This window comes from Stenotrophomonas sp. WHRI 8082 (assembly GCF_040223995.2).
GTDB lineage: Bacteria > Pseudomonadota > Gammaproteobacteria > Xanthomonadales > Xanthomonadaceae > Stenotrophomonas.
The window spans coordinates 2544428-2568703 of record NZ_CP167826.1 but is presented as its reverse complement, the minus strand read 5'-3'; the positions used below and the strand labels follow the sequence as shown (position 1 = coordinate 2568703).

Here is a 24276-nt window from a genome sequence, read left to right as displayed (position 1 = left end):
TCTATCGGTTGGCAGCGCCGCCGGTAGGCGACGTTGACTGGCGTTGTTGTTGCTGTTGCTGCAGTTGCTCACGTCGGGCGCGGATGCGCTCGCGGATCGCCCGCATCTGTTCTTCACTTGGCCCTTGATTGGCAGCGTCTGCGGGTGCCGGAGCCGTCGCGGGCGATGCAGCGGGCGATGCCGCAGGTGCGGCGGGGGAACTGCGTGACGGCTGTGGCGGCGGTGGTGGGGGTACGGCCTGTCGCGCCGTGCCCGTCGTGCCTGCCGCGCTGGTGTCGCGCAGCACCGTGGGGGGCTCGCCTCCCTGACCGTCGAACACCGCAAGTTCCAGTACCTGCGCGCCGTCGGGACCGAGGACGGTGGCCCGCCGCGGCTCCAGTGCGAGCAGTTGCCAGCCTTCCACCGCGTCGCTGTTCAGGCGCAGGCGCAGCGAGCGGCCCTGCTCTCCCGACAGCGTCGCCATGCCGAAATTTCCGCTGAGCAGCACGCCGGTCAAACGCAGCGCACCGCCGCTGGCAGCCGCTTCCGGGCCGCCGAGGCGGAACGGGTGCGGGCGGCGATCTTCAGCGAAGACCGGCCGCTCGACGACGGCGGTGAAGCTGGCAGATGTAACCAGAGGCTCGGCCCGTTGCGCAGGCAGGTTCGGCAACACCGGTACCGGTACGCTGGTGGCGTCTGCAGCGTCGATGCCGCCGCCGACGCCCAGGCGTGTGGCCAGCCACGCGGTGCCGGCCAGCACTGCGATGCCGAGCAGGATCGACGTGCGCAGGTTGAAACGATCAATCCGCATCCGGCGCCTCCACGACATCCACGACGTCGTCAACGGGCAGGCTGGCGGCATCGGGGCTGTGTGCATCTGCAGGCACAGCCTCGACATCGGACGCGGGCGCCGCGTTGGCTGACAGGCCACTGTCGGCAGGCATCGCAACACCCGTTGGCGGCATGGCCTGCAGGGTGTCCAGGCCCCCCGGCTGCAGGTAGCCGACCAGTTCGAACGACACATCCAGTCCGGTTCCCGACTCCACGGGCGACTGCTGGAAACGCTGGGCCAGCATGTTGAGGTTTTCCACTAAGAGGCGCGGCGTGCCGGTTTCCAACGACTGCAGCACGGTGGCCATTTCGTCCACGCCGCAGCGCAGCCGGACCTGCATGGCCACGCGCGTGTACGTGGCGTCGCCGCGGCTGTCCGGCATCGGGGTGCGGTTGCTGACCACGCAGGCGCGGTTTCCCGGGCTGGCGGATGCGACGACCTCCTGCACGCGCGCCGAAAGCGCGGCCGCGGCCCCTTCAGCCGTCGCCTCGGTCAGGAAGCCGGGGCGCTGGCGCAGGGCCTCCTGCACCTGCTGCAGCCGTTCGGCCACCTGGGGACGCTGGTCCAGCTGGACCTGCACGCGCTGTTGGCGTTCCTGCAATGCCACGATCTCCTGGTCCATCGCACGCCAAGGCACCGTAAACAGGGGATGCACGAGCAACAGGTAGACCAGCGCCAGCACCGCCAGCAGCAGTCCAAGCGCCAGCCAGCGGTCACGGCGTGTCGGTGCGGACGGCATGGGCCGGCTCCTTTTTTGCTGCCGGCAGCGGCGTCGCCAGCGGCCGCAGTTCCGCGGTGAGGGTGAAACGATCACGCCCGCCTGCCGTGCCATCGGCCTGCAGCACGCCGGTCAGGTTCACCCGCTGCCACAACGGCGATGCCTGCAGCAGGGGCACCAGCTGGTTGGCTTCGCGGCTCAGCCCGATCAGCTGCACCTGCTGGTTTTCCACGCCGATCTTTTCCAGGTAGGTGCCATCGGGCAGCAAGCTGCTCAATTCATTCCACAGCGCCAGCATGGTCGGTCGCTTGACGTGCTCACTGTCCAGGAACGCGGCGCCGTCGACCAGGGTCTGCAGGCGGGCTCGCTCGTTGGCCACGCCACGCGCGTTGCGCGCGCTGCGCTCCACGTCGGTGCGCAGCTCGTCCACGGCCCGTTCGCGGTTGTGCAGCAGCTGGCTGCCCGCCAGCGTCAGCATCACCGCAGCGGCCGCGGCCAGCAGCAACTCAAGCCGCAGCTGCGGGTTGCGGATGCGCTGGCGCTGCCCGGGCGGCAGCAGGTTCACGTGCAACGGAGCGCCCGCGGCGTCGACCACGTCGATGCCACTGACCGCGTCGGCCCAGCTTCCGACTGCCTGCTGCCACTGCTCCAAGCGCTGCCGTGGCAGCACCACCAGCTCGGCCTGCAGGTGGTCCCCGCTCGACGGGCCCAATACCCTCACGTCGTATGTGACCTGATCGACAGCGAATGGCGTCTGCCGGTCGATCTCGTACCCCATCACATCGCGCAGCCGACCGGTCGCCGCGGCGGGAACCCGCAGGGTCCGCCGCAGCACCTCGCCCGCATCGAGCACCCAGTAACGGGGCAAGCGTTGCAGCCGCGGCTCCAGCGCCGCAGCCAGGGCGGTGGGTTGGCACGGCCAGGGCAGCGTGCCGACCAGCGTGGTTTCGCCTCCGATGTCGCGCTCCATGCGCAGGGTGTCGCCGCACTGGCGCAGCAGCAGGCGGGCCGGCGCCCAGCCCAGCGCCCATTGCCAGCGTGCCGGCAGCCAGGCCAGCAGCGCATCCCGCCACCAGCGCAGGAACGCGCTGGCACGCGGCATCAGCTGCGCCCCCACCTGCCTGAATCCATGCTGCCATGCGGTCATTGCGAGGCCATTCCCTGTTCCCATCCAAGCACTGTATAAGCCCGGCCCATCGCCGTGCTCGGGGTGTTGCGCACTACCGCGCGGCTGACGGCGGCACGGCCGCGCTCATCCACCACGCTGCACTCGATACTATAGGTGCCACTGCCGCTGGCAACAGCGGGCGCCGACATCGTGTCGTTGCTGCCTGCCCACTCCTGCTCGCGCTGTGCCTGCACCAGCGCGGCATCCATGCCCAGCGCCGTCAGCACCGGGCCCTGCGCGAAGCGCGCATCCGGCCGTGCCAGACGGCTGTGCAGGGTCAGCATCGGGCGCATGCGTGCGTACAGCGACGGGGTCATGCCCAGCACCCGCTGCAGCTCACCCAAGGTCTCGAAACGTGCGTTGCGCGGACCGTACGGCAAGCCTGCGGCGACATAGTCGGGACCCTCTGCGCCGCCCCCGACAGGACTCAGGTCGTCGGCGTCGCGCCAATCCACGATCGCGCCGGCCAGGCGCGTGGCAGCGGCAGGTTCGACCTGCAGGGCCTGCAGGAAGCCCTGCAACAAGGGGATGTCGGCCAAGTTGAGGTTGATCTTGCCGCTCTCGTCTTCAATGCGGATATCGACCTGCGCGCCGTCGAAGCGCCAGCGATAGAGGCGACCGTCCGGCTGCCACGCAGGCCGCTGCGGGTCCGCACGCAGCCGCGACATGGCGTAGGCCACACCCGCACGGCCGATTTCCTGTGCGCGCCCGCTGTCATCCTGCACGCGCTGCTGCAGGTGCTCAATCCTGGCCGACATGGCAAACGCGCCGACCAGCGCAGTCAGCAGCGCGATCAGCCACAGCACCAGCACCAGCGCAGCACCGCGTGGGGCCCTCATCGCGCACCCGCCTGCGCCGCATTCTCCAGCACCACCTGCAGATCCGGCCACGCCGGTCCCCGCAGAGGCTGCACCTGGATCGACACCAGCAGCGGCGGACGACGGGTATCCGGCCAATCCGTCATCCAGTCACCCATCTGTCCACTGGCCGCATCGATGCCGCGGTAGCGCAGGGTGACCCGCTTCAGCTCATCCACCAGCACCTCCGGCGCACGCGGCGGACGCTCGGGGATCTGCACGCCGCCCTGCACCATCACCAGGCCGAGCTGCAGGCGCACGCCCTGGCCGCTGCGTACTGCCTGCAGATCGTGTACGTAGGATCCTCCCCGTCCCAGATACGCAGGCACGTCGGCGACAAAGCGCAACCGCTGGGCCTGGCCGACGAAGAACTGCGGCTCACGTGCTGGGTCCAGCGGCTCGATCGGGCTGCGCAGCGCTTGAGTAAGCTGGCGCCGCAGCAGCCCCTGCACCGCGCGCATGCGCTCGTTGTCGGCCGCGATGGCCTCGCCCCGCTGGCTGATGGTCATCGCCGAACGCACGGTGACAAAGGCGAGCGCCAGCCCGGCAGCGAGCAGCGCGGTGGCGAGCAGCACTTCGATCAGTGTGAATCCGCGCGCGCGGATGCTCACGGCGTCGCCTCCAGCGCTGGCGGCACCAGGCGCAGGCTGCGCCAGGCCAACTGTCCTGCTCGCGGCTGGTCCCAGCGCACCTGCAGGTCCAGTTCGAGCAGCCGTGGCGCCGCAGGTCCGGCCGCGACGACGCTGCCGGATGCGCGCGGTTCCACGAACGGGCGCACCTGCAGGGTCCACCGGTAACGGCCCTGCTCCCATTGGCCCTGCTGCTGGCCTTCCTGCAACGGCGCTTCAACGCCCGCGCCAGCCAGCAGCGACTGTGCGTGCAGCACCGCGCGCGAGCGCACGTCGGCCTGACCGACCTGGCGTGCGGCACCGGACAACGTGCCCAGCAGCAGGGTCAGCGCCATGGCCAGCAACGCGAACGCCACCAGCACTTCCAGCAAGGTGAAGCCGCGTACCGCACGTTTACCGGCAAGGGCGCTGCGTGACCTCATCGGGCCCGCTCCGGGCCGGAGGTGACTTCACCGGTCAGCCAGCCCACGTTGATCCGCCAGCGTGCGTCGCCCCGACGCAATACGATACGGCCGCCGCTGGCGCCCCCATCTGGATGGAACTCGATGACCCCCTGCCCTGCGGCAGGTTGCAGCTGCGCTGCGCCCTCGAAGTCGACCTGCACCTGCTCGGGCCATGTGCCACTGCGACCGGCCGCCGCTTCCCAGCGCCGTTGACGTGGCTCGATCAGGAAGCGCTGCACGCTGCCACGGGCAATCGCTTCGGCACGCGTGGCGCGCAGTTGATTGGCGATTTCTTTGCCGGCACTGCGCAGCTGCATGCCGGCCATGCCACGCGAGAACATGCCCGCAGTAACCAGCCCGACCATCGCGATCAGGGCGATCACCAGCAGCATCTCCAGCAGCGACATGCCCTGTGCCTGCGCACCGGTGCTACTGCGGCAAGAACGGCGCGGCATGGCCACGCCGGAGCGGACGGCCCCTGTTTTCAATGTCACTGCTCGTAGCGGATGTCCGCATCGAAGCTGCTGCCGCCGGGCTTGCCATCCTTGCCCAGGCTGATCAGGTCGTAATCCTGGCGTTCACCGGGTGCGCGGTAATCCAGCGGGCGGCCCCACGGATCGTCCAGATCCGATGCCTTCGCATAGGGTCCCATCCAGCCATTCACACCGGCCGGCTGGGTGACCAGCTCGTCCAGTTTGGCCGGCAGGCGGTTGGTATCCAGACGGTAGTTGTCGATCTTGCTGGCGACGGTCTGCACCTGCGCCTTGGCGATGTTGGCCTTGCCACGATCGGCACCACCGAGCACACGGCTGGCGACCAGGGTAAGCACCGCGCCGATCAGCACGATGACGATGATGATTTCCAGCAGGCTCATGCCCGACTGGTTGCGCGGCGAGGAAAAGCGGGGAGTGGCACGTCGTTTCATCAGCAGGTTCCTTGTTGCGGGAGTGCACGTCATTGCAGTGGGACGGATTCAGCCAATCGCGTTGGTGAGGTCATACATCGGCACCAGCACGGCCATGATGACAAGCCCCACCACCGAGGCCAGTACGAGGGTGATCGCCGGCACCATCGCCGACAACAGGCGGTCGATGCTGCGTGCGGTTTCCTGTTCGAAGGTGTCGGCCGTCTTCAGCAGCATGGCATCCAGCGCGCCGGATTCCTCACCGACCTGGATCATCTGCAGGGCCAAACGGGGAAAGCGCTTGCCGCGTGCCAGTGCCGCAGACAGGCCGTTGCCACTTTTCACTTCGTCGCTGGCGATGTCGATGTCGGCAGCCAGCGCGCGGTTGCCCAGCACGTTGCGCGCGATGCCCAGTGCGGCCAGCAGCGGCACCCCGTTGCGCAGCAAGGTGCCCAGCGTGCGCGCCAGCCGCGCGGTTTCCAGCTTGCCCAGCAGTGCGCCGATACCCTTGCGTCGCAGCAGCCAGCCATCCAGTGCCAGGCGGAACGCCGGCTGCCGTGCCTTGCGCTCCAGCAGCCAGGCGATCGCGGCGGGAATGACGATGATACAGATCCAGCCATCACGCACCAACAGACCCACCTGCAGCACCAGTTGGGTGAACCATGGCAGCTCCACGTCCAGGCTTTCATACATCTGCGCGAACTGCGGCACCACGTAGCCCAGCAGAAACAGCAGCGCACCGCCCACCACCACGAGCAGGATGGCGGGATAGATCAGCGCGTTGACGACCCTGCCCTGCAGCGCGCGGCTGCGTTCCAGGTAGTCGGCCAGGCGCTGCAGCGTGTCGTGCAGGCTGCCACCGGCCTCACCGGCGCGCACCATGTTGATGTACAGCCGCGAGAACAGCCCGTGCTGGCGTTCCAGCGCGCTGGACAGCGACGCACCGCCCCGCACGGTGTCGCGGATTTCGCTGATGACCCGACGCGAGCGCTCGTCTTCGGGCAGGCTGAGCAGGATGGTCAGCGCGCGGTCGAGCGGTTGGCCCGCGCCCAGCAGCGTCGACAATTGCTGGGTGAACTGCAGCAGCGCAGCGCCCTGCATTGGCCGGCTCTTGAACAGGGAACGCAACTGGCCACCGTCCATGCCGCCTTCACTGGCCAACCGGGTTTCCATCGGCAGGTGGCCCTGCTCCTGCAGGCGCACGACCAGCTCGGCCTGGCTGACCGCCTCCATCTGGCCGTCCACCATGTCGCCCTGTGCATCCAGCGCCTTGTAGCGGTACAGCGGCATGCTCAGCTTTCCTCGGTGGTACGCAGGACTTCTTCCAGCGTCGTCTGCCCGGCCAGCGCCTTCAGCAGGCCGTCTTCGTACATCGTGCGCATGCCGCCATTGCGTGCAATGCGCTCGATCTCACCCATGCCTTCGCGACGCATCACCGCGCGGCGCAGCTCGTCGTTCATCACCAGGAACTCGACGATGGTGGTGCGCCCGAGGTAACCGGTGGGCGCGATCGCCGAGGGTCGCGGGCGGAACAGGTGGATCGTGCCGTGCGGCTGCAGACGGCGCAGGTCGAAGCGCTCGATCTCTTCAGGCGATGCTTCATAGCGCTCGGCATGGGTCGGCTCCAGGCGGCGCACCAGGCGCTGGGCCAGGATCCCGTTGATGGTGGAGGTCAGAAGATAATCCTCCACGCCCATGTCGAGCAGGCGGGTGATGCCGCCTGCGGCATTGTTGGTATGCAGCGTGGACAGCACCAGGTGGCCGGTCAGCGCGGACTGGATCGCGATGCGCGCGGTTTCCAGGTCGCGCATCTCGCCGATCATGATGATGTCCGGATCCTGGCGCACGATGCTGCGCAGCGCATTGGCGAAGTCCAGGCCGATCTGCGGCTTGGCCTGGATCTGGTTGATGCCTTCGATCTGATACTCCACCGGGTCTTCGACAGTGATGATCTTCACGTCGGCGGTGTTGAGCTGGCTCAGCGCGGTGTACAGCGTGGTGGTCTTGCCCGAGCCGGTGGGGCCGGTCACCAGCAGGATGCCGTGCGGTTGCTCCAGCACCTTGCGGAACGCTGGCAGGAACTCCTCGGTGAAGCCCAACCGTTGGAAATCGAACACGACGGTTTCACGATCCAGCAGACGCATGACCACGCTTTCGCCATGCGCGGTCGGCACGGTGCTGACGCGCAGGTCCAGTTCTTTGCCCTGAACACGCAGCATGATGCGGCCATCCTGCGGCAGGCGACGTTCGGCGATGTTGAGCCGCGCCATGATCTTGATGCGGCTGATCACCGCAGCGGTCAGGTTGGACGGAGGGCTCTCGCCTTCGATCAGTACGCCATCCACGCGATAGCGCACCTTCAGCCGCGTCTCGAACGGCTCGACGTGGATGTCCGAGGCACGCAGTTCAACCGCACGCTGGATCACCAGGTTCACCAGACGGATCACCGGTGCTTCAGAGGCAAGGTCACGCAGGTGCTCGATGTCGTCGACCGCGGCACCCTCGCCATCGGCGGTTTCCACGATCGCCCCCATGGCGCTGCGACCCTGCCCATACCAGCGCTCGATCTGGTCGTCGATCTCGGCACGCTGGCCGATACGCGGATGCACCGGCACGCCCATCGCCAGCGAGATCGCCTGGCACGGATAGGGATCGTGGGCGTCGGCCTGCCACAGCAGCAGGCCGCTTTCGTCCAGCGAAATCGGGCAGACGTGGAACTGCTTCAGGAAGCGCAGCGTCACCGGCAAGGCATCGGCCAGGGAGGGCGGCGGTGCATCCGGCATCTGCCGTGCATCCAGCAGTTCGATCCCGAGCACGTCGGCGGTGGTCTGCGCCTGGTCCCGTTCGGACACCAGGCCCAGGCGGACCAGCAGCGACAGCAGGCTGCCGCCCGATTCGGCATGCAGGGTGCGCGCGCGGGCGAGATCGGCTTCCTTCAACCGACCGCGCGCGATCAGCGCATCGATCAACGGCGCTTCAGCAGTATTCACGTTGGCAGGGTCAACAACCGCGTTCACAGAAAGCCTCACGTGCAATCGTCCAGACTGTAGCAGCATGCCGTCGGCTGCTACCGTTCAGATCGGAAAAAAGCACGACTGCATCAATAAAAAGGCCCGCCAGGTTCACTGGCGGGCCGGGTACGTCAGAGACGCAACTTACTGCGTGGCAAGCAGGGTCACGCCGGAGAACGCTGCGTCACCCACCACCTTCACGTAGTACGTGCCGGCGACCGGCGCCGTGATGCGTACGGTTTCCGCATTGCCGGTGCGCGAAGACTTGGCGGTCCACGCCACGGTGGAGGTACCGTTGTCCGCGCCCACGTGCAGCGAGATGTTGCCAGTGCCGCCGTAGGTGACGAAGCTGACCGGCTTGCCGGCTGTCGCCACGAAGCTGTACAGCTTCTCGCTGCCGCTGGCACCGCTGATGCCGGCCACGGCGACCTTGTTGGTCAGCGGGGTGGCAGGCGGTGCGCAGTTCTCGGTGCACGGCTCCTTCAGCGCTTCATCCAGCGCGGCCTTGGCATCGACGATGCCGGTGCCGATCGGCGTGCCGGCCGGGATGGTCACCGGGAACGCACGTGCGGTCTGCTTGAGCAGGGTTTCCATCTCTGCCGGGGTCAACGGGTCACGGTCGGCGTCGGCCAGTGCGCCCTGCACCAGCGCTGCCACACCGGCGACATGCGGCGAGGCCATCGAGGTGCCGGCCATGCCCATGTAGGTGAGCGTGCCGGAGGTGGGCGTGGTGGCACCGTTGTAACCGGCCTGCCACACATAGCCACCCGGATTGCCATCGACACCGCCGCCGCCGCCCGGTCCGGAAAGATCTACGAGCGTGCCGAAGTTGGAGTACGACGCAATGCCACCGGTGATCCGGTTGGCGCCGACCGCGATCACGTTGTTGCAGCTGGCCGGGCGGAAGTTGGCCGCGTTGGACGCCGAGTTGCCCGCCGCGACCACCACGATGGTGCCGCGCGACACCGCGCCATTGATCGCGTCCTGGTACACCGCGTCGCAGGCCGCACTGCCGCCAAGGCTCATGTTGATGATGTCGGCCGGGGTGGTATTGGCCGGCACGCCGGTGACCGTGCCACCGGACGCCCAGGTGATCGCATCGGCGATGTCGGACAGGTAGCCACCACACTTGCCGAGCACCCGCACGGGCAGCACGCTGGCCTTGTGGGCCACGCCGGCCATGCCGACGCCGTTGTTGGTGGCTTCGGCGATGGTGCCCGCTACGTGCGTACCGTGCCACGAGCTGTCTTCGGCCAGCGAGCCGGCATAGCACTCGTTGTCGTTCTCGACCCAGTCACCCATGTCCAGTGCACCCGGCACGCGCTCATCGGTCGGACGGCGCGAAGTCTCCGCATCGCTGATGAAGTCGTAGCCCGGCAGCAGCGCACCGCTGACGAAGTCGGGGTGCTGCGGCAGGATGCCGGTGTCGAGCACTGCTACCACTACGCCTTCGCCTGCGGCTATATCCCACGCCGCCGGCGCGTTGACACCGCCGGTGGCGCTGCTCAGGTGCCACTGGTACTGCGCGTAGAGCGGATCGTTCGGCACCAGGGACGGCGTTGCATCTGCCTGCACCACGGCGCGGGCGCGTGCCGGCGTACCGGCGTCGATGGCGTACATGCGTGCATCGGGCACGGCGTACTGCACGGCCGGGTCGGCGCGCAGTTCAGCCAGCACCTTGTCCAGGTCGGCAGTGCCCAGACGGGTCTTCAGGCGGATCAGGTCCGCGCCGACGCCGAGCCTGCGCACGACCTGCGGGCTGAACGCAGCAGCGCGCGCGGTGGCGGTCGCCTTGTTGCCGGACAGCGTGGCACGCGACAGCGCACCGTTGACGACGCCGACCTTGGCTGCGCTGCTGCCCGCAGCGACGCTACCGGCCTTGTACTTCACGATGATGCCGTTCACGGCCTGCTGCTGCGCGGCGGGGGAATGCAGGGGCGCGCTGACCTTGAGGTCGGCGGCCTGTGCCATGCCCGCACCCGCCGTCAGGGACAGCACAGCAGCGGCGAGAACGTTGGTGCGGAGGTTGTGCTTCTTGATCACGTCGAAATCCTCTTCTGGGTCGTTGGTGGTACCAAACCTGCGGCCTTACTTCCTTGCGACTACCCCGGGCGGGCCACGCCCGGGTTGCCGTGACCCGCCCCCTCAGGCTTCACTGGCGGGCAGCGACCGGCGGCCGCCGCCGTTTCTGTTGCCGCGTCCTTACCAGCCGAAGCCGGCACCGACGCCTACGGAACTGTCATCACTGCTGAACGCGCCGCCGAACGTCACCGTGGCGCGATCACTGACCGCACGCTGGTAGCCCAGCGACAGGGCCGATTCGCCGCCCTGGAAGCCGACGCCGACGCCGACCCGGTTCTGGGTGCGCACGCCGGCGGCACTGGTTGCCATGTTCAACATCGCCGCGCTCATCGCGCCCTGCTGGTCGATGCGGCGGTCCATGTTCCGCAGCTTGCCGTCCACTTCGCCCTTGAACACATCGACGCTGTCGGCGACCGTTTTGAAGCGGGTGTCGGTGTAGCTGTTGGCCGAGGCTACGCCGCTGTCCAGCTGGCCTTTGTTGACCGCGTCGGTCGCCTGCGTGCCGGCGGCCACGTTGGTGACCTGACGCTCACCGCCGACGCTGCCGACGGACACCGAGTTCGCACGATCCGCGACCGAGCCCTGGCCCAGCGCGACCGAGTTGTCGGCCGATGCAGTCGCACCCAGGCCGATCGCGGTCGCCCCGGCGCCGCTGGCGACGGCTCCCTGGCCGACAACTGCCTGCGCACTGACGTCAGCCGTCGGTGCGGCCACCGGACGCGAACCACCCGCCGCCGTTGCCGGTCCGGTTCCACCGGCTGCCGGTGCAGGCGACGCACTGATCGGGGCCCCCGATGCCAGGCTCTGGCCCATCGAAGAAACCCGCGAGTCCAGCGCAGTCAGCGCGTCACCCACGTTGTTGTAGGTGTTGCCCTGGATGACGTAGTTCGGCGCGACGAACACACCCTGAAGGCCCACGCTGGCGCCGCCGCCGAGCATGCTGGCCGCGTTGCTGAGCGATTGGAACAGCTGGCCCCCGTTGACGGCCTGGCGGCTGTCACCGCTGATGCTGCCTGCGGCGACGTTGTCCACCACCGTGCCCTGCTCACCGTTGAAGGTGATCTTGCCGTGCTGCGAATCGTCGTAGGCCAGCGTATTGGCCTGGGTGGTCTGGATACCGCCGATGCGGCTGTCGATATCGTTGACCTTGGTTTCCACCGCGCCGACGCGCTGGTTGGTGCGGTGGAGCTGCGAACCGGTGACGGCATCGCTGCTGTCGGCGGTCAGGCGACCTTCGGCGACGTTGACGATGCGGCGGGTGGCTGGAGAACTGGTCCCGTCACCGCCACCGACCGACACCACGTTGGCGTCCACCGCCTTGGACCCCGCACCCAGGGCGACACTGCGCGCGCCGCTGGCGAGTGCATCGCCACCAAGTGCCAGTGAGCCCGAGCCGGAGGCGACTGCCGAGTTGCCGATCGCGGTGGCGTTGAACGCCGTGGCCTGCGAGAGACCACCAATGGCCGTGCTGAAGTCACCGCTGGCATCGGCACGGAAGCCCAGTGCGGCCGCAACGCTGCCACCGGCCGTGCTTTCCGAACCCACGGCGGTCGCCGCATCGCCTGCCGCTGTACTGACGGAACCCACGGCCACCGATTGCACACCGGACGCGGCCGAGGACGCGCCGGTCGCCGTGCTGCCGTCGGCACTGGCAACGCTGCCCGCACCGAAGGCGGCACTGACTTCTCCTGACGCCACGCTCCCCGCGCCGTTGGCGGTCGCGTACACCGCCGACGCCAGCGCGTTGCCGCCGCTGGCGCTGGCATTGGCGCCCACTGCCTGTGCATTGAAGCCGCTGGCCGTTGCGTTTTCGCCGTTTGCCAGTGCGTTGAAGCCGATCGCCGTGGCATGGTTGCCGGCCGCCGTGGCGCCGCTGCCCAGGGCAACGGTACCGTCACCCAATGCATTGGCGGCTTCACCTGCCGCCAGCGCGTTGTCACCTGTCACCAAGGCACCGGCGTCGCTGTCTTCACTGCCGCTGACGGCGAAGTACTTGCTGCCGGTCCCGCTGGCATCGGCGACGGCCTGCAGCTGCGCCAGATTCACCGCGTCGGTGGCTTCACTGCCTGCCGCGACGTTGGTGATCTGCCGCGTCGCGCCGCTGGAGCCGACCGACACGCTGTCGTCGCGGTCGGCGATGGAGTCCGCACCCAGCGCCACGCTGTTCAGGCCTCGCGATTCCGCTGCATTGCCCAGCGCCGTGCTGTTGACGCCCGGCGACCAGGCACCCCCGCCGACGGCGGTGGAGTAGTTGCCGGATGCCTCGGTAGCGAACAGTCCACCCAATGCGCCACCGACGGCCACGCTGTTGGTACCGCTGGCGATGCTGGCCTGGCCGGCGGCCGTGCTGTACGCACCGCTGGCCACCGAATCGCCACCCAGGGCGACCGAATTGGAACCGGAAGCGTTGGCGAAGCTGCCCAGTGCCGTGGCGTTGAACGCCGTGGCCTGCGCGTAGCCGCCCACCGCCGTGGTGTAACCCGCCGTGGCTTCTGCTGCGAAGCCGAAGCTGGCGGCCGTGGTGCCGATGGCCACCGCTTCGGAGCCCACCGCCGTCGCACCGCTGCCATCAGCGGTGGTGAAGTAACCCACCGCAACCGCTTCTTCGCCGCTGGCTTCAGAGAGCACGCCAGCGGCTGTGCTGCCGTCGCCGCTGGCGACACTGGCGGCACCGTAGGCGGCGCTCTGTTCACCCGAGGCCAGGCTTTCTGCGCCGCTTGCAGTGGCGTACTCGGCCGATGCGACCGCGTTGGCACCGCTGGCGCTGGCGTTGGCCGCGAGGGCCTGTGCATTGAAGCCGCTGGCGAGCGCGTTCTCACCTTCTGCCACGGCATTGAAGCCGACGGCTGCCGCGTTGGACCCGTTGGAGGTCGCACCGCTGCCCAACGCGATGGCGCCATCGCCAATCGCGTTGCTGGCCTCACCGGCGGCAAGTGCGTTGTCGCCGCTGACAAGTGCGCCGGCATCGCTGTCGTCGCTGCCGCTGGCCTGGAAGTACTTGCTGGTGGTTTCACCCACCGAGGCCACGGCGTTGAGCTGGTCCAGGTTCACCGCATCGGTGCCCTGTGTAGCGGCGGCCACGTTGGTCACCTGTCGCTCGTTGCCGGCACTGCCCACCGATACGGTGTTGTCACGGCTGGCCACCGAGTCGGCACCCAACGCGACCGAGTTGATCGCCGAGGCGCTGGAGAAATAGCCGATCGCCGTGCTCTGGTCACCGGTGGCGAAGGCCAGGGTGCCTGCCGCAGTGGAATTGTCACCACTGGCCTGCGCACCTGCGCCTACCGCCGTGGCGGCTTCGCCGCTGGCTTCGGTGGAGATGAGCAAGCCCAGGCCGGGCAGCAGATCGACCGGGCCACCGATCGCGGTGCTGCTGGTGCCGGTGGCGACCGTCTGCGTGCCGATGGCGGTGGAGTAATCGCCGATGGCGTTGGATACCGCACCGAAGGCCGCGGACTGTGCGCCGGAGGCATAAGCCCCCAGGCCGTAGGACGCCGCACCGAAGCCGCTGGCGACGGCGCTGGCACCGACGGCGGTTCCACCGAGCCCGGCGCTGGTGGCGCCGGTATCCACCGGCACACCGCCGTTGGTGATCAACGGATTGCCGTCTTCATCGACCGCCACGCCGCCGACCGCGACGCTGCCCGGACCGGTGGCCTGTGCGTTGTTGCCGAAGGCGGCACTGTTCTGCCCGGCTGCCAGCGCGTTGAAGCCGACCGCTGTCGCGTTCTGGCCTGCAGCGGTTGCGCCGCTGCCGAGTGCCGACGCACCGTCTGCCAGTGCGTTGGACGCCTCGCCGATGGCCGTTGCGTTGGCACCGGACGCCAGGGCGCCGGCGTCGCTGTCTGCGCTGCCGGTGGCCTGGAAGTACTTGCTGGTGGCCTCGCCTGCGGCCGCGACCGCATCCAGCTGGTCCAGGTTCACCGCGTCGGTGCCTTCGGTACCTGCCGCTACGTTGGTGAGCTGGCGTTCGTTGCCGGCGCTGCCGATGGCGACGCTGCGATCACGCGCTGCCACCGAACCGGCACCCAGCGCGACACTGTTGTCACCGGCCGCACTGCTGCCCGCCCCCAGGGCGATGGCGCTTTCGCCCAAGGCCTCGGAATTGGTGCCGATGGAAATGCTGTTGACGGTGTTGCCCAAGGCCTGGAAACCCATCGCGATGCTGTAATCGCCATAACCGAAGGCCCCGCGACCCACTGCGGTGGAGCTGAGGCCATCGGCCCAGCTGTTGTAGCCGATGGATGTGGAGCCACTGCCACTGGCCCATGACGCCAGGCCGAAGGCCGATGCATTGGTGGCCGTCGCCCATGCGCTGGAACCGAACGCGGTGGCGCCGTTTGCGGTGGCGAAGCTGTAGCCGCCTACGGCCGTGGTTTCGTCGCTGCTGGCCCAGGCACTGTCACCCAGCGCCACGCTGTAGCTGCCGACCGCACGCGCCTTGTTGCCGCCCGCAAAGCTGTTGTCACCGGTCGCCTGCGCGCCCGAGCCGAACGCATTGCTGACCAGCCCGGTGGCCTGTGCTGCGTTGCCGACCGCCGTCGATCCCGCGCTGGCACTGGTGCCGGTCAGCACGGCGGTGCCGTCCGGGTTGGTGAGCGGCGAGTTGTACTGGTCATACGCCTGGCCGAGGCCACCGATGGCCACGGCCCCTTCACCGCCGGCACTGGTATTGCGCCCCAGCGCAACGCTGTCGTTGCCGACTGCGGATGCACCTGCGCCCTGCGCTACCGCGCCGTCACCGATCGCATTGCTGGCGGATCCGACCGCAACAGCGCCTTCGCCTTCGGCCCACGCACCGGTGTCGGTGCCGGTCTCCGGCTGCGCCTGGAAATACTTGCTGGTGTTTTCCGCACCCGCCGCGACGGTGTTCAGCTGGTCCAGGTTCACCGCATCGGTGCCTTCGGTGCCGGCCGCCACGTTGGTGATCTGGCGCTGCGCATCGGTACTGCCAACCGACACGCTGTCGTTGCGGTCGGCGATCGAATCCGCACCCAGCGCCACGCTGTTGGCGCCCTGCGAGGTTGCTGCATTGCCCAGCGCGGTGCTGTTCACCCCGGGCGACCACGCACCACCGCCGACGGCGGTGGAATAGTTGCCTGATGCTTCAGTGGCCAGGATGCCGAACAGCGCGCCACCTACCGCGACGCTGTTGGTGCCGCTGGCGATGCTGGCCTGACCGGTCGCCGTGCTGTAGCCACCGCTGGCCACCGAGTCCGCGCCCAGTGCCACCGAGTTGTCACCGGTGGAGGCACTGTTGGTACCCACCGCCGTCGAATAGTCACCGGTGGCGTTGGCCACCGCGCCGAAGGCGGACGCCTGCGCGCCGCTGGCATACGCGCCCAGCCCGAAAGAGGACGCCGCAAAACCGCTCGCATCGGCGCTGGCACCGACGGCCGTGCCGCCCACGCTGGCGCTGGTGGCGCCGGTGTCTACCGGGACCCCACCGTTGGTGATCAAGGGGTTGCCGTCTTCGTCCACCGCCGCACCGCCCACTGCCACGCTGCCGGGGCCACTGGCCTGGGCGTTGTTGCCGAAAGCGGCACTGTTCTGGCCGCTGGCCAGTGCATTGAAGCCAACGGCAGTGGCGTTGCTGGCGACCGCCGTAGCGCCGCTGCCGAGGGCCGTGCTGCCATCTGCCAGCGCGTTGGACGCCTCACCGATGGCCGTTGCATTGGCGCCGGCGGCAAGTGCCCCGGCGTCGCTGTCCGCGCTGCCGGTGGCCTGGAAGTACTTCGCCGTGGTGTCAGCCACGCTGGCAACCGCGTCCAACTGCTCCAGGTTCACCGCATCGGTGCCCTCGGTACCTGCCGCCACATCGGTGATCTGGCGCTCGTTGCCGACGCTGCCGACGGCGACCGAGTTGGCCCGCACGGCTTCGGAATTGGCGCCCAGGGCCACGCTGTTGGCGCCCCGTGCGGTGCTGTAGAAACCGACGGCGGTGCTGTCTTCACCACTGGCCCAGCTCTGCGCGCCAAGCGCGCTGGCGCGGTCCCCCGGTGCATAGGCGAAGTAACCCACTGCAGTAGCCTGCTCACCGGACGCTTCAGTCAGCGTGCCGGTGGCCAGGCTGAGATCACCGCTGGCGATGGCGCCGGCGCCGACGGCCGTGGCCGATTCGCCGCTGGCCTGGGTCTGCACGAAGATTCCCAGGCCCGGAATCAGGTCGGCCGGTCCGCCGATGGCGGTGCTGCTGGTGCCGGTGGCGACCGACTGGGTGCCGATGGCGGTGGAGTAGTCCCCGATGGCATTGGACACCGCACCGAAGGCGGACGACTGCTCGCCGCCGGCATACGCGCCGAGGCCATACGACGAGGCAGCGAATCCACTGGCTTCGGCACTGGCACCGACGGCCGTGCCGCCCACGCTGGCACTGGTCGCGCCGGTATCCACCGGCACCCCGCCATTGGTGATCAGCGGGTTGCCGTCTTCGTCAACGGCCACGCCACCCACCGCCACGCTGCCCGGGCCACTGGCCTGCGCGTTGTTGCCGAAGGCCGCGCTGTTCTGGCCACCGGCCAGTGCATTGAAGCCCACTGCCGTAGCATTGCTGGCGACCGCTGTAGCGCCACTGCCGAGCGCCGTGCTGCCATCGGCCAACGCGTTGGATGCCTCACCGATGGCGGTTGCATTGGCGCCTGCGGCAAACGCGCCGGCGTCGCTGTCCGCGCTGCCGGTGGCCTGGAAGTACTTGGCCGTGGTATCGGCGACCGCAGCCACTTCGTCCAGCTGGTCCAGGTTCACCGCATCGGTGCCTTCGGTACCGGCCGCCACGTTGGTGACCTGGCGTTCCAGCCCGGCCGAGCCAACGGAGACGCTGTCCACGCGGTCGGCATACGAGCCTGCGCCCAGCGCCACGCTGCCCGCGCTTTCGGCCACGGCACCGGCACCCAGCGCCGTGCTTCCGCTACCCACGGAAAACGAGCCACTGCCCACGGCAGTGGAATAACGGCCTGCTGCTTCGGTCGCGTACTGACCGTCCAAGGTACCGCCGACGGCGACTGTGCCTTCGGCGGTGGCCAAGGCGGCATCACCCAGCGCCACGGCGTTGTTGCCCGAGGCCACGCTGCCGGCGCCTGCGGCCGTAGCCGACGCACCCGATGCGGTGGCAGTGCCGGTGCCGCTGGCCTGGAAATAGTTCGCGGTGTTTTCGGCGATGTCAGCGACCGCGTCGAGCTGGGCGACATTCACCGCATCGGTATCTGTCTCTCCGGCCTTGACGTTGGTGATCTGGCGCTCGCTGCCGACGCTGCCGACCGACACGCTGTCTGCCCGGATCGCGGTCGAATCCGCGCCCAGCGCCACGCTGTTGCTGGCCGATGCGACGCTGCCCGCGCCGAGTGCGGTGCTGCTGGTGGATGTGGCCTGCGCGCCCCCACCGAAGGCGGAGGAAAGTGATTTGCTGGCGACGGTGTCAGCGCCGATGGCCACCGCGTAGAGGCCGTTGGCTGCGCTGTTGTCACCCACGGCCACCGCATTCGGACCGGAAACAACAGCGCTGCCGGTCACCACGCATTGCGCCAGTGTTCCGTCCTCCAGCCGGCATTCTTCGGTACCGCCGACGGCCAACGACTGGGCGTGGGCCTGCGGTGTGAGCGCGCCCCATCCCAACGCCATGGCCAGTGATGCCCCAACCAGGACCGGTCCGGTGCCTCGGCGGCGTTTGTCGATGACGTTGCCGGGCTGATCGGACGAGGCCAGTTCAGAGGCCACGACCAGCTGTCCGAGTGCTTTGTTCCAGACCTTGCGATAAATCCGATTCATCTGAGTACGACTCCTGGTTGGACTGGTTTTCGGGCAAAGCAACGCCAGCGCCGGGTGCAATGACCCAACGTCCCCTGGGGGCGCTTGATTCGCATGATTTACTGCAGTTGCCGGGCCGCTGTCAGTGGAACGTGGTGCGCTGCCTGCGGTCAGACGGGAGAGGTTGACTGAATGTTTCCAGAACGAGATAGAGGTTTAACGTGAACGTTTCCTGACGTCAATAGCTTGACGCACAAAAAGGAAATGACGTGATGCCTGTCTCGAATACGGCCATTCATGAGCCGATTGCGTCAGGCTGTAACGACCATGTAACGCACGTGGTCGACGCGTATTCACCCTCACATGTGCGGGCATCGTCTTCGATTTGACTTGGGCAAGAAAAAACCCGCCGGTTGCCCGGCGGGTTCTCAATACGGGAGCGGATTGGCGCTACGCATCACTGAACTGCGTTCATCCGCACCATGCGCGTGCGTTGCGGAACATCCGCATCCACGGCGAGTCCCCCTGCCACTCGGCCGGGGCCCAGCTCAAGTTGAGTGCACGCGCGGTGCGCTCCGGGTGCGGCATCATGATGGTGACCCGGCCGTCGGTGGTCGTGAGGCCGGTCATGCCGTCCGGCGAGCCGTTGGGATTGAGCGGATACTGGCTGGCCACCTTGCCATCGCCGTCGATGAACCGCAGCGCCACCCGCGCCGCCGCCTGGTCCACGGCATTGTCGAACACCGCGCGTCCTTCGCCATGCGCCACCGCCACCGGCAGGCGTGAACCGGCCATGTCGCGCAGCAGGATGGACGGCGACTCCACGACCTCCAGCAGCGACGTCCGTGCCTCGAACTGCTCGCTGGCATTGCGGCGGAACTGCGGCCAGTGCTCGGCACCGGGGATGATCGCCTTCAGCTGGCTGATCATCTGGCAGCCATTGCACACACCCAGCGAGAAGCTGTCCTCGCGCGCGAAGAAGGCGGCGAACGCATCGCGCAGCGCATCACGCTCCAGGATCGAGGTCGCCCAGCCACGGCCCGCGCCCAGCACGTCGCCATAACTGAAACCACCGCATGCCACCAGGCCACGGAAGTCCTGCAGCGCGACCTGACCCTCGATCAGGTCGCTCATGTGCACATCGTACGCGCGGAAGCCGGCCCGTTCGAAGGCGTTCGCCATTTCAATCTGGCCGTTGACGCCCTGCTCGCGCAGGATCGCCACGGCCGGCCGGGCACCGGTCTGCACGTACGGGGCACCGATATCCTCGTTGAGGTCGAACGACAGTTTCGGCTTCAGGCCGGGGGCGCTGAAGGCCCGCGCCACCTGGTGTTCCTGATCGGCGTTTTCCGGGTTGTCACGCAGCTTCTGCATGGCATGGGTCACCGACCACCAGGCATCGAACAGCGCTTCCCAGCGCCACTCGACCAGGCTTTCACCGTGCAGGGTCACCCGCACCACCGGTGCCGTGGTCGGGCGGGCGATGCGCTGCGCGCATTCGGTCAGCGCATGGCGCTCGACCAGGTCAGCGAAGGCGGCGCGGTCCTCGCGTGCCACCTGCACCACCGCGCCCAGCTCTTCGTTGAACAGGCTGCGGAACGGATCATCGCCCCAGGCATCGAGCAGGATGTCCAGCCCCAGCCGCGAAGCGAACGCCATCTCGCACAATGCGGCAAATGCGCCGCCATCGCTGCGGTCGTGGTACGCCAGCAGCACGCCGGCCTGGCGTGCATCGCGGATCAGTTCGAAGAACGCGCGCAGGCGCTGCGGATCATCCAGATCCGGCGCCGTGCCACCGAAGGCAGGCAGGCCACTGTGGTCGGCATGCACCTGGGCCAGGATCGAACCGCCCATGCGCTGCTTGCCGGCCCCCAGGCCGATCAACCACAGTTCGCTGTCCACGTCGCGCCGCAGCAGCGGAGTGAGCTGCTGGCGCACGTCGGCCACCGGGGCAAACGCGGTGATCACCAGCGACACCGGCGATACGCTCTTGTGTGCCTGGTCGGCATCGTGCCACTGCGCCTGCATCGACAGCGAATCCTTGCCCACCGGGATGCTGATATCCAGCTGCGGGCACAGTTCCATGCCCACGGCCTTGACCGCGTCGTACAGCAGGGCGTCTTCACCGGCGTGGCCGGCAGCCGCCATCCAGTTCGCCGAGAGCTTCACTTCGTCCAGCGCATCCACCGGCGCGGCGCACAGGTTGGTGATCGCCTCGCCGACCGCCATGCGCGCCGAAGCGGCCGCATCAAGCAGGGCCAGCGGCGTGCGCTCGCCCAGCGACATCGCCTCGCCGACCACGCCGTCGAAATCGCCCAGGGTGATGGCCACGTCCGCAACCGGAACCTGCCACGGGCCGATCATCTGCTCGCGCGCGGTGAGGCCACCGACGCTGCGGTCACCGATGGTGATCAGGAAGTTCTTCGAGGCGACGGTCGGATGGGCCAGTACGCGAAGGCCGGCTTCGTGCAGGTCCAACCCGCCGGTCTTCAGCGCGGGCCAGCGCGGTGCAGGCGGGTGGGTCGCGTCACGGTGCATCTTCGGCGGCTTGCCGAACAGCACGTCCATCGGCAGGTCGATCGGGGCATCGGCGGGGATGTGGCCCGGCACGGCGCCGTACGCCACCACCAGGTGTTCTTCCGTCGTCGCAATGCCCACCGCGGCGAACGGGCAGCGCTCACGCGCACACAGCGCGGCGAACGCATCCAGACGCTCCGGTGCGACACCCAGCACGTAACGCTCCTGGGACTCGTTGCACCACAACTGCATCGGCGACAGCGACGGGTCGTCGGTCGGCACCTTGCCGAGATCGATCACCCCGCCCACGCCGGAATCGTGCAGCAGTTCCGGAATCGCGTTGGACAGGCCGCCCGCACCGACGTCGTGGAAGAACTTGATCGGGTTGTCCAACCCCATGCCGACGCAGCGGTCGATCACTTCCTGGCAACGGCGCTCCATCTCCGGGTTCTCGCGCTGCACGCTGGCGAAATCCAGGTCTTCCGCGCTTTCGCCCGATGCCACCGACGAAGCGGCACCACCGCCCAGGCCGATCAGCATCGCCGGGCCGCCGAGCACGATCACCACGTCACCGGCCTGCAGCGGCAGCTTGTCCACCTGTACGCGGTCGATGGCACCGAGACCACCGGCCAGCATGATCGGCTTGTCATACGCGCGGGTCAGCGCGCCGCCTTCGGGAAGCTCGAAGCTGCGGAAGTAGCCCAGCAGGTTCGGACGGCCGAACTCGTTGTTGAAGGCCGCACCGCCCAGTGGGCCGTCCAGCATGATGTCCAGTGCCGGCGACATGCGCGGATTCAGCGCGCGCGGCGCTTCCCAGGGCTGCGGCAGCGTCGGGATGCGCAGGTGCGAGACCGAGAAACCGGTGAGGCCTGCCTTGGGCTTGCCACCGCGTCCGGTTGCCCCCTCGTCGCGGATCTCGCCGCCGGCACCGGTTGCCGCACCGGGGAACGGCGCGATGGCGGTGGGATGGTTGTGGGTTTCCACCTTGATCTGGAACGCACTCGGCAGCACCGCTTCGCTGCGGTACTCGCCCGTGGACGGGTCCGGGCGATAGCGTGCCGCCGGGTGCCCTTCGATCACCGCCGCATTGTCGCTGTAGGCGCTGAGCGTGTGCTGCGGGGTCTGCTGGTGGGTGTTCTTGATCATCTTGAACAACGACCGGTCCTGGTCCTGCCCATCGATGGTCCAACTGGCATTGAAGATCTTGTGCCGGCAATGCTCGGAGTTCGCCTGCGCGAACATCATCAGTTCCACGTCCGAGGGCTTGCGTCCCAGTTGGGCGAAGCGCTCCCGCAGGTAGTCGATTTCATCCTGCGCCATCGCCAGGCCGAGGCGCTGGTTGGCACCGTCCAGATCATCCAGCGCGATCCGCTCCAGCTCGCCACGCGGCAGCGCGTTGAACAACGCCTGCCCCTGCTCGACGGTCTCAAGCACCGACTGGGTCATGGGATCGTGCAGCGCCTTCACCAGCGCCTGCTGGACCTGCGGGTCGGCAGGCCAGCCCAGCAGGTCCAGGCGCAGGCCACGTTCGACCCGGCTGACCGGCTGGCCCGCACCGCGCACCAGTTCGGTCGCCTTGCTCGACCACGGCGACAGCGTGCCCAGGCGCGGCACCACGAAGCGCTGCGTCGCACCGGCGGCCAAAGGCTCAGCGTGTTCGCCAGCCTCCAGGATCCGCCGCAGGATGGCGGCATCGGCGTGCTGCTGGCCTTCGGGCTGCACGAAATACACATGCCAGGCACCGCTGATGCGCAGATCGGCGGCAATGGACTGCAGGCGGGATTCGAGACGTTCGCGGCGGAACGCCGACAGGGCGGGCGCGCCCTCGAGGACCATCATGTCCGGGGAACCGTGGTTGGAAACGGGCCCGATAGTGTACCGGAAGCAGGCCGCCGGCCCGGACTCGCAAGGTATGCGCGAAAACTGGCGGTCGCCCGTCGCAGACCCGGCGACCCTGCGGCCTGTCTTTTGTCCCAGGCCGTCTCCATGCCACCCAACCACGTCAGTGCGCCTGCCCTCTCACTGGCCAACCTCGTCTCCGTCGTCGTTGCCGCCCATCAGAAACGCCTCGTCCCCCAGTTCACGTCACCGCTGCTGCCCGCCCGTGCCGTCAACGGTGCTCGTCCCTTCCGCGCCGAAGCGCTGGCCCGTCCCCACGGCACCCTGACGGGGACGCTGAAAGTGCTCTCCCCGCTACGGATAGACCTGGCACAGATGGCCGCTGCGCAGGCGCCGGCTCCCTCGAAGGCGGCCCCGCACAACGCGGCTGCCTGCCAGCAGGTATGGGAACGCATCCAGGCGGTACGTGCCGACTGGATGCTGCGCGACACAGGCCAGCATCCCGCGCAGCAGGGGCTGGACGCGAAGGACAACGGTGCAGCGCGTCAAGGCAGCACCGAGGCGCTGGAGACGCTGCAGGCGGCGGACAGAGTGCGCGCCGTACGCAAGCTCTGGCACGGGCGCGAGGCGGAGCAACTGACGGCGGCCTCGCCGTCCAGCCAGCAACGGCCAACGGTGTCGATGCCGCAACCGTCCGCGGTATTGCTGCAGACGATGGCGCTCCACCGCAGCAGGTCGCCCGATCCGGCACGCCTGGAGGATCTTCTGCGAGGCCGCATCCCCAAGCCGTCCGAGATGACTCCCCATCCGCCGCATAAGTATCCGACGTTGCCGCAGCGCAGTGAGTTCCATCCGTTCGGTATCAAGCGCGCACTGGATCGCCTGCGCGGATAGGGCGGCTGCGCCATTCATGGCGGCCGCCGTCAGACGCAGCAGGCACGCTGCACCCCCCTCATCCTTCCCGTGAGACACCTTGATGCTGATCCATCCCTCCCCGTCCTTCACCGCACGCGCCGTCTCACTCGCTGCGCAAGCCGTGCAGCGGTCGACCCACCTGACGCCCGCCCAGGTACGAAATGCCGCCACCGGCAGATCGGGCTACCAACCGCTTACGCAGGCCGTGATGAACCGCCTGTCCGGCGCGGCAGACCGCTTGCCGAAGCCCGCTTTTGCCGTGGCATCCCATGCCGCGACCCGTGCGCTGGCAGGTGCATCCATGCGCCCGCCCGCCAGCGTGAGCGCAGCGCGCTGCGCCTTCACCGGACTGGCACTGCGCAACGGACAGTTCAGCGCTGCTGCCGCACGGACATCGTTGTGCAACTTCTCGCGCACCGCGCGCACGACCGCCGCACCGCCGCCGGCCGCCAACTTCAGTCGCAGCGTGGTTGCGGTTGCGGTTGCGGCTGCCGCGGCCGTTGCCGCACCCGTCCCGCCCAAGCAGGATACCGCCCCGCCCACGGCACCGCTGCCATCACCTTCACGGCCCACAGCGGGCGCAGGCGAGGCTGCCTTGAAACGCATTGCCCATATCCGCCAGCAGTGGCAGAGCGGTTT

Annotated in this window: 15 protein-coding genes; 1 reads left to right on the top strand and 14 read right to left on the bottom strand. The window is 68.3% G+C overall.

Features of this window, described 5'->3' with window-relative positions; translation table 11 throughout:
• Position 1 precedes the first annotated feature (1 nt).
• The 13 genes from ABRP17_RS11195 to purL form a co-directional block, all read right to left on the bottom strand.
• Positions 2–790 (bottom strand): hypothetical protein, encoded by a 789-nt coding sequence (locus ABRP17_RS11195; RefSeq protein ID WP_349985034.1) that lies wholly within the window; start codon positions 788–790, stop codon positions 2–4.
• Positions 780–1550 (bottom strand): type II secretion system protein GspM, encoded by a 771-nt coding sequence (gspM, locus tag ABRP17_RS11190; RefSeq protein WP_349985033.1) that lies wholly within the window; start codon positions 1548–1550, stop codon positions 780–782. Before gspM ends, ABRP17_RS11195 begins: the two co-directional genes overlap by 11 nt.
• Positions 1525–2676: a PilN domain-containing protein gene (locus ABRP17_RS11185; protein ID WP_349985032.1), complete on the bottom strand. Its 1152-nt coding sequence runs from the start codon at positions 2674–2676 to the stop codon at positions 1525–1527. Before ABRP17_RS11185 ends, gspM begins: the two co-directional genes overlap by 26 nt.
• Entirely contained in the window at positions 2673–3536 is an 864-nt protein-coding gene (locus ABRP17_RS11180; RefSeq protein WP_188326040.1) for a general secretion pathway protein GspK, read from the bottom strand. The genes ABRP17_RS11185 and ABRP17_RS11180 overlap by 4 nt, the downstream gene beginning before the upstream one ends.
• Entirely contained in the window at positions 3533–4165 is a 633-nt protein-coding gene (locus ABRP17_RS11175; RefSeq protein WP_349985031.1) for a prepilin-type N-terminal cleavage/methylation domain-containing protein, read from the bottom strand. Before ABRP17_RS11175 ends, ABRP17_RS11180 begins: the two co-directional genes overlap by 4 nt.
• Positions 4162–4605: a prepilin-type N-terminal cleavage/methylation domain-containing protein gene (locus ABRP17_RS11170; RefSeq protein WP_349985030.1), complete on the bottom strand. Its 444-nt coding sequence runs from the start codon at positions 4603–4605 to the stop codon at positions 4162–4164. The genes ABRP17_RS11175 and ABRP17_RS11170 overlap by 4 nt, the downstream gene beginning before the upstream one ends.
• Positions 4602–5081: a GspH/FimT family pseudopilin gene (locus ABRP17_RS11165; RefSeq protein ID WP_349985029.1), complete on the bottom strand. Its 480-nt coding sequence runs from the start codon at positions 5079–5081 to the stop codon at positions 4602–4604. The genes ABRP17_RS11170 and ABRP17_RS11165 overlap by 4 nt, the downstream gene beginning before the upstream one ends.
• Before the next feature lie 35 nt (positions 5082–5116).
• Positions 5117–5551 (bottom strand): type II secretion system major pseudopilin GspG, encoded by a 435-nt coding sequence (gene gspG, locus ABRP17_RS11160; RefSeq protein ID WP_349985028.1) that lies wholly within the window; start codon positions 5549–5551, stop codon positions 5117–5119.
• A gap of 48 nt (positions 5552–5599) precedes the next feature.
• Complete coding sequence (locus ABRP17_RS11155) at positions 5600–6820, bottom strand: type II secretion system F family protein (RefSeq protein ID WP_349985027.1); 1221 nt, start codon at positions 6818–6820, stop codon at positions 5600–5602.
• A 2-nt stretch (positions 6821–6822) separates the two neighbouring features.
• Positions 6823–8547, bottom strand: a complete 1725-nt coding sequence (gene gspE, locus ABRP17_RS11150) for a type II secretion system ATPase GspE (RefSeq protein ID WP_188327177.1) — start codon at positions 8545–8547, stop codon at positions 6823–6825.
• Positions 8548–8685: 138 nt separating this feature from the next.
• On the bottom strand, positions 8686–10584 hold the full coding sequence (locus tag ABRP17_RS11145; protein WP_349985026.1) for a S8 family peptidase: 1899 nt from the start codon (positions 10582–10584) through the stop codon (positions 8686–8688).
• A gap of 159 nt (positions 10585–10743) precedes the next feature.
• Positions 10744–18387 (bottom strand): ESPR-type extended signal peptide-containing protein, encoded by a 7644-nt coding sequence (locus tag ABRP17_RS11140; RefSeq protein ID WP_349985025.1) that lies wholly within the window; start codon positions 18385–18387, stop codon positions 10744–10746.
• 450 nt (positions 18388–18837) lie between these two features.
• Entirely contained in the window at positions 18838–22722 is a 3885-nt protein-coding gene (gene purL / locus ABRP17_RS11135; RefSeq protein ID WP_349985024.1) for a phosphoribosylformylglycinamidine synthase, read from the bottom strand.
• 147 nt (positions 22723–22869) lie between these two features.
• On the opposite strand from purL, the gene ABRP17_RS11130 reads away from it, so the two are divergent.
• Positions 22870–23616 (top strand): hypothetical protein, encoded by a 747-nt coding sequence (locus ABRP17_RS11130; RefSeq protein ID WP_349985023.1) that lies wholly within the window; start codon positions 22870–22872, stop codon positions 23614–23616.
• Positions 23617–23820: 204 nt separating this feature from the next.
• On the opposite strand, the gene ABRP17_RS11125 is transcribed toward ABRP17_RS11130, so the two are convergent.
• The gene (locus tag ABRP17_RS11125; protein ID WP_349985022.1) at positions 23821–24243 is read right to left on the bottom strand and encodes a hypothetical protein; all 423 of its coding nucleotides are present in this window, start codon (positions 24241–24243) and stop codon (positions 23821–23823) included.
• Positions 24244–24276 lie beyond the last annotated feature (33 nt).

Coding starts and splice junctions, on each gene's coding strand:
- ABRP17_RS11130 (WP_349985023.1), top strand. CDS start 22,870: ATGCCACCCAACCACGTCAGTGCGCCTGCCCTCTCACTGGCCAACCTC.
- ABRP17_RS11185 (WP_349985032.1), bottom strand. CDS start 2,676: ATGACCGCATGGCAGCATGGATTCAGGCAGGTGGGGGCGCAGCTGATG.
- ABRP17_RS11195 (WP_349985034.1), bottom strand. CDS start 790: ATGCGGATTGATCGTTTCAACCTGCGCACGTCGATCCTGCTCGGCATC.
- purL (WP_349985024.1), bottom strand. CDS start 22,722: ATGATGGTCCTCGAGGGCGCGCCCGCCCTGTCGGCGTTCCGCCGCGAA.
- ABRP17_RS11180 (WP_188326040.1), bottom strand. CDS start 3,536: ATGAGGGCCCCACGCGGTGCTGCGCTGGTGCTGGTGCTGTGGCTGATC.
- ABRP17_RS11155 (WP_349985027.1), bottom strand. CDS start 6,820: ATGCCGCTGTACCGCTACAAGGCGCTGGATGCACAGGGCGACATGGTG.
- ABRP17_RS11125 (WP_349985022.1), bottom strand. CDS start 24,243: ATGCGTTTCAAGGCAGCCTCGCCTGCGCCCGCTGTGGGCCGTGAAGGT.
- ABRP17_RS11140 (WP_349985025.1), bottom strand. CDS start 18,387: ATGAATCGGATTTATCGCAAGGTCTGGAACAAAGCACTCGGACAGCTG.
- gspM (WP_349985033.1), bottom strand. CDS start 1,550: ATGCCGTCCGCACCGACACGCCGTGACCGCTGGCTGGCGCTTGGACTG.
- gspG (WP_349985028.1), bottom strand. CDS start 5,551: ATGAAACGACGTGCCACTCCCCGCTTTTCCTCGCCGCGCAACCAGTCG.
- ABRP17_RS11165 (WP_349985029.1), bottom strand. CDS start 5,081: ATGCCGCGCCGTTCTTGCCGCAGTAGCACCGGTGCGCAGGCACAGGGC.
- ABRP17_RS11170 (WP_349985030.1), bottom strand. CDS start 4,605: ATGAGGTCACGCAGCGCCCTTGCCGGTAAACGTGCGGTACGCGGCTTC.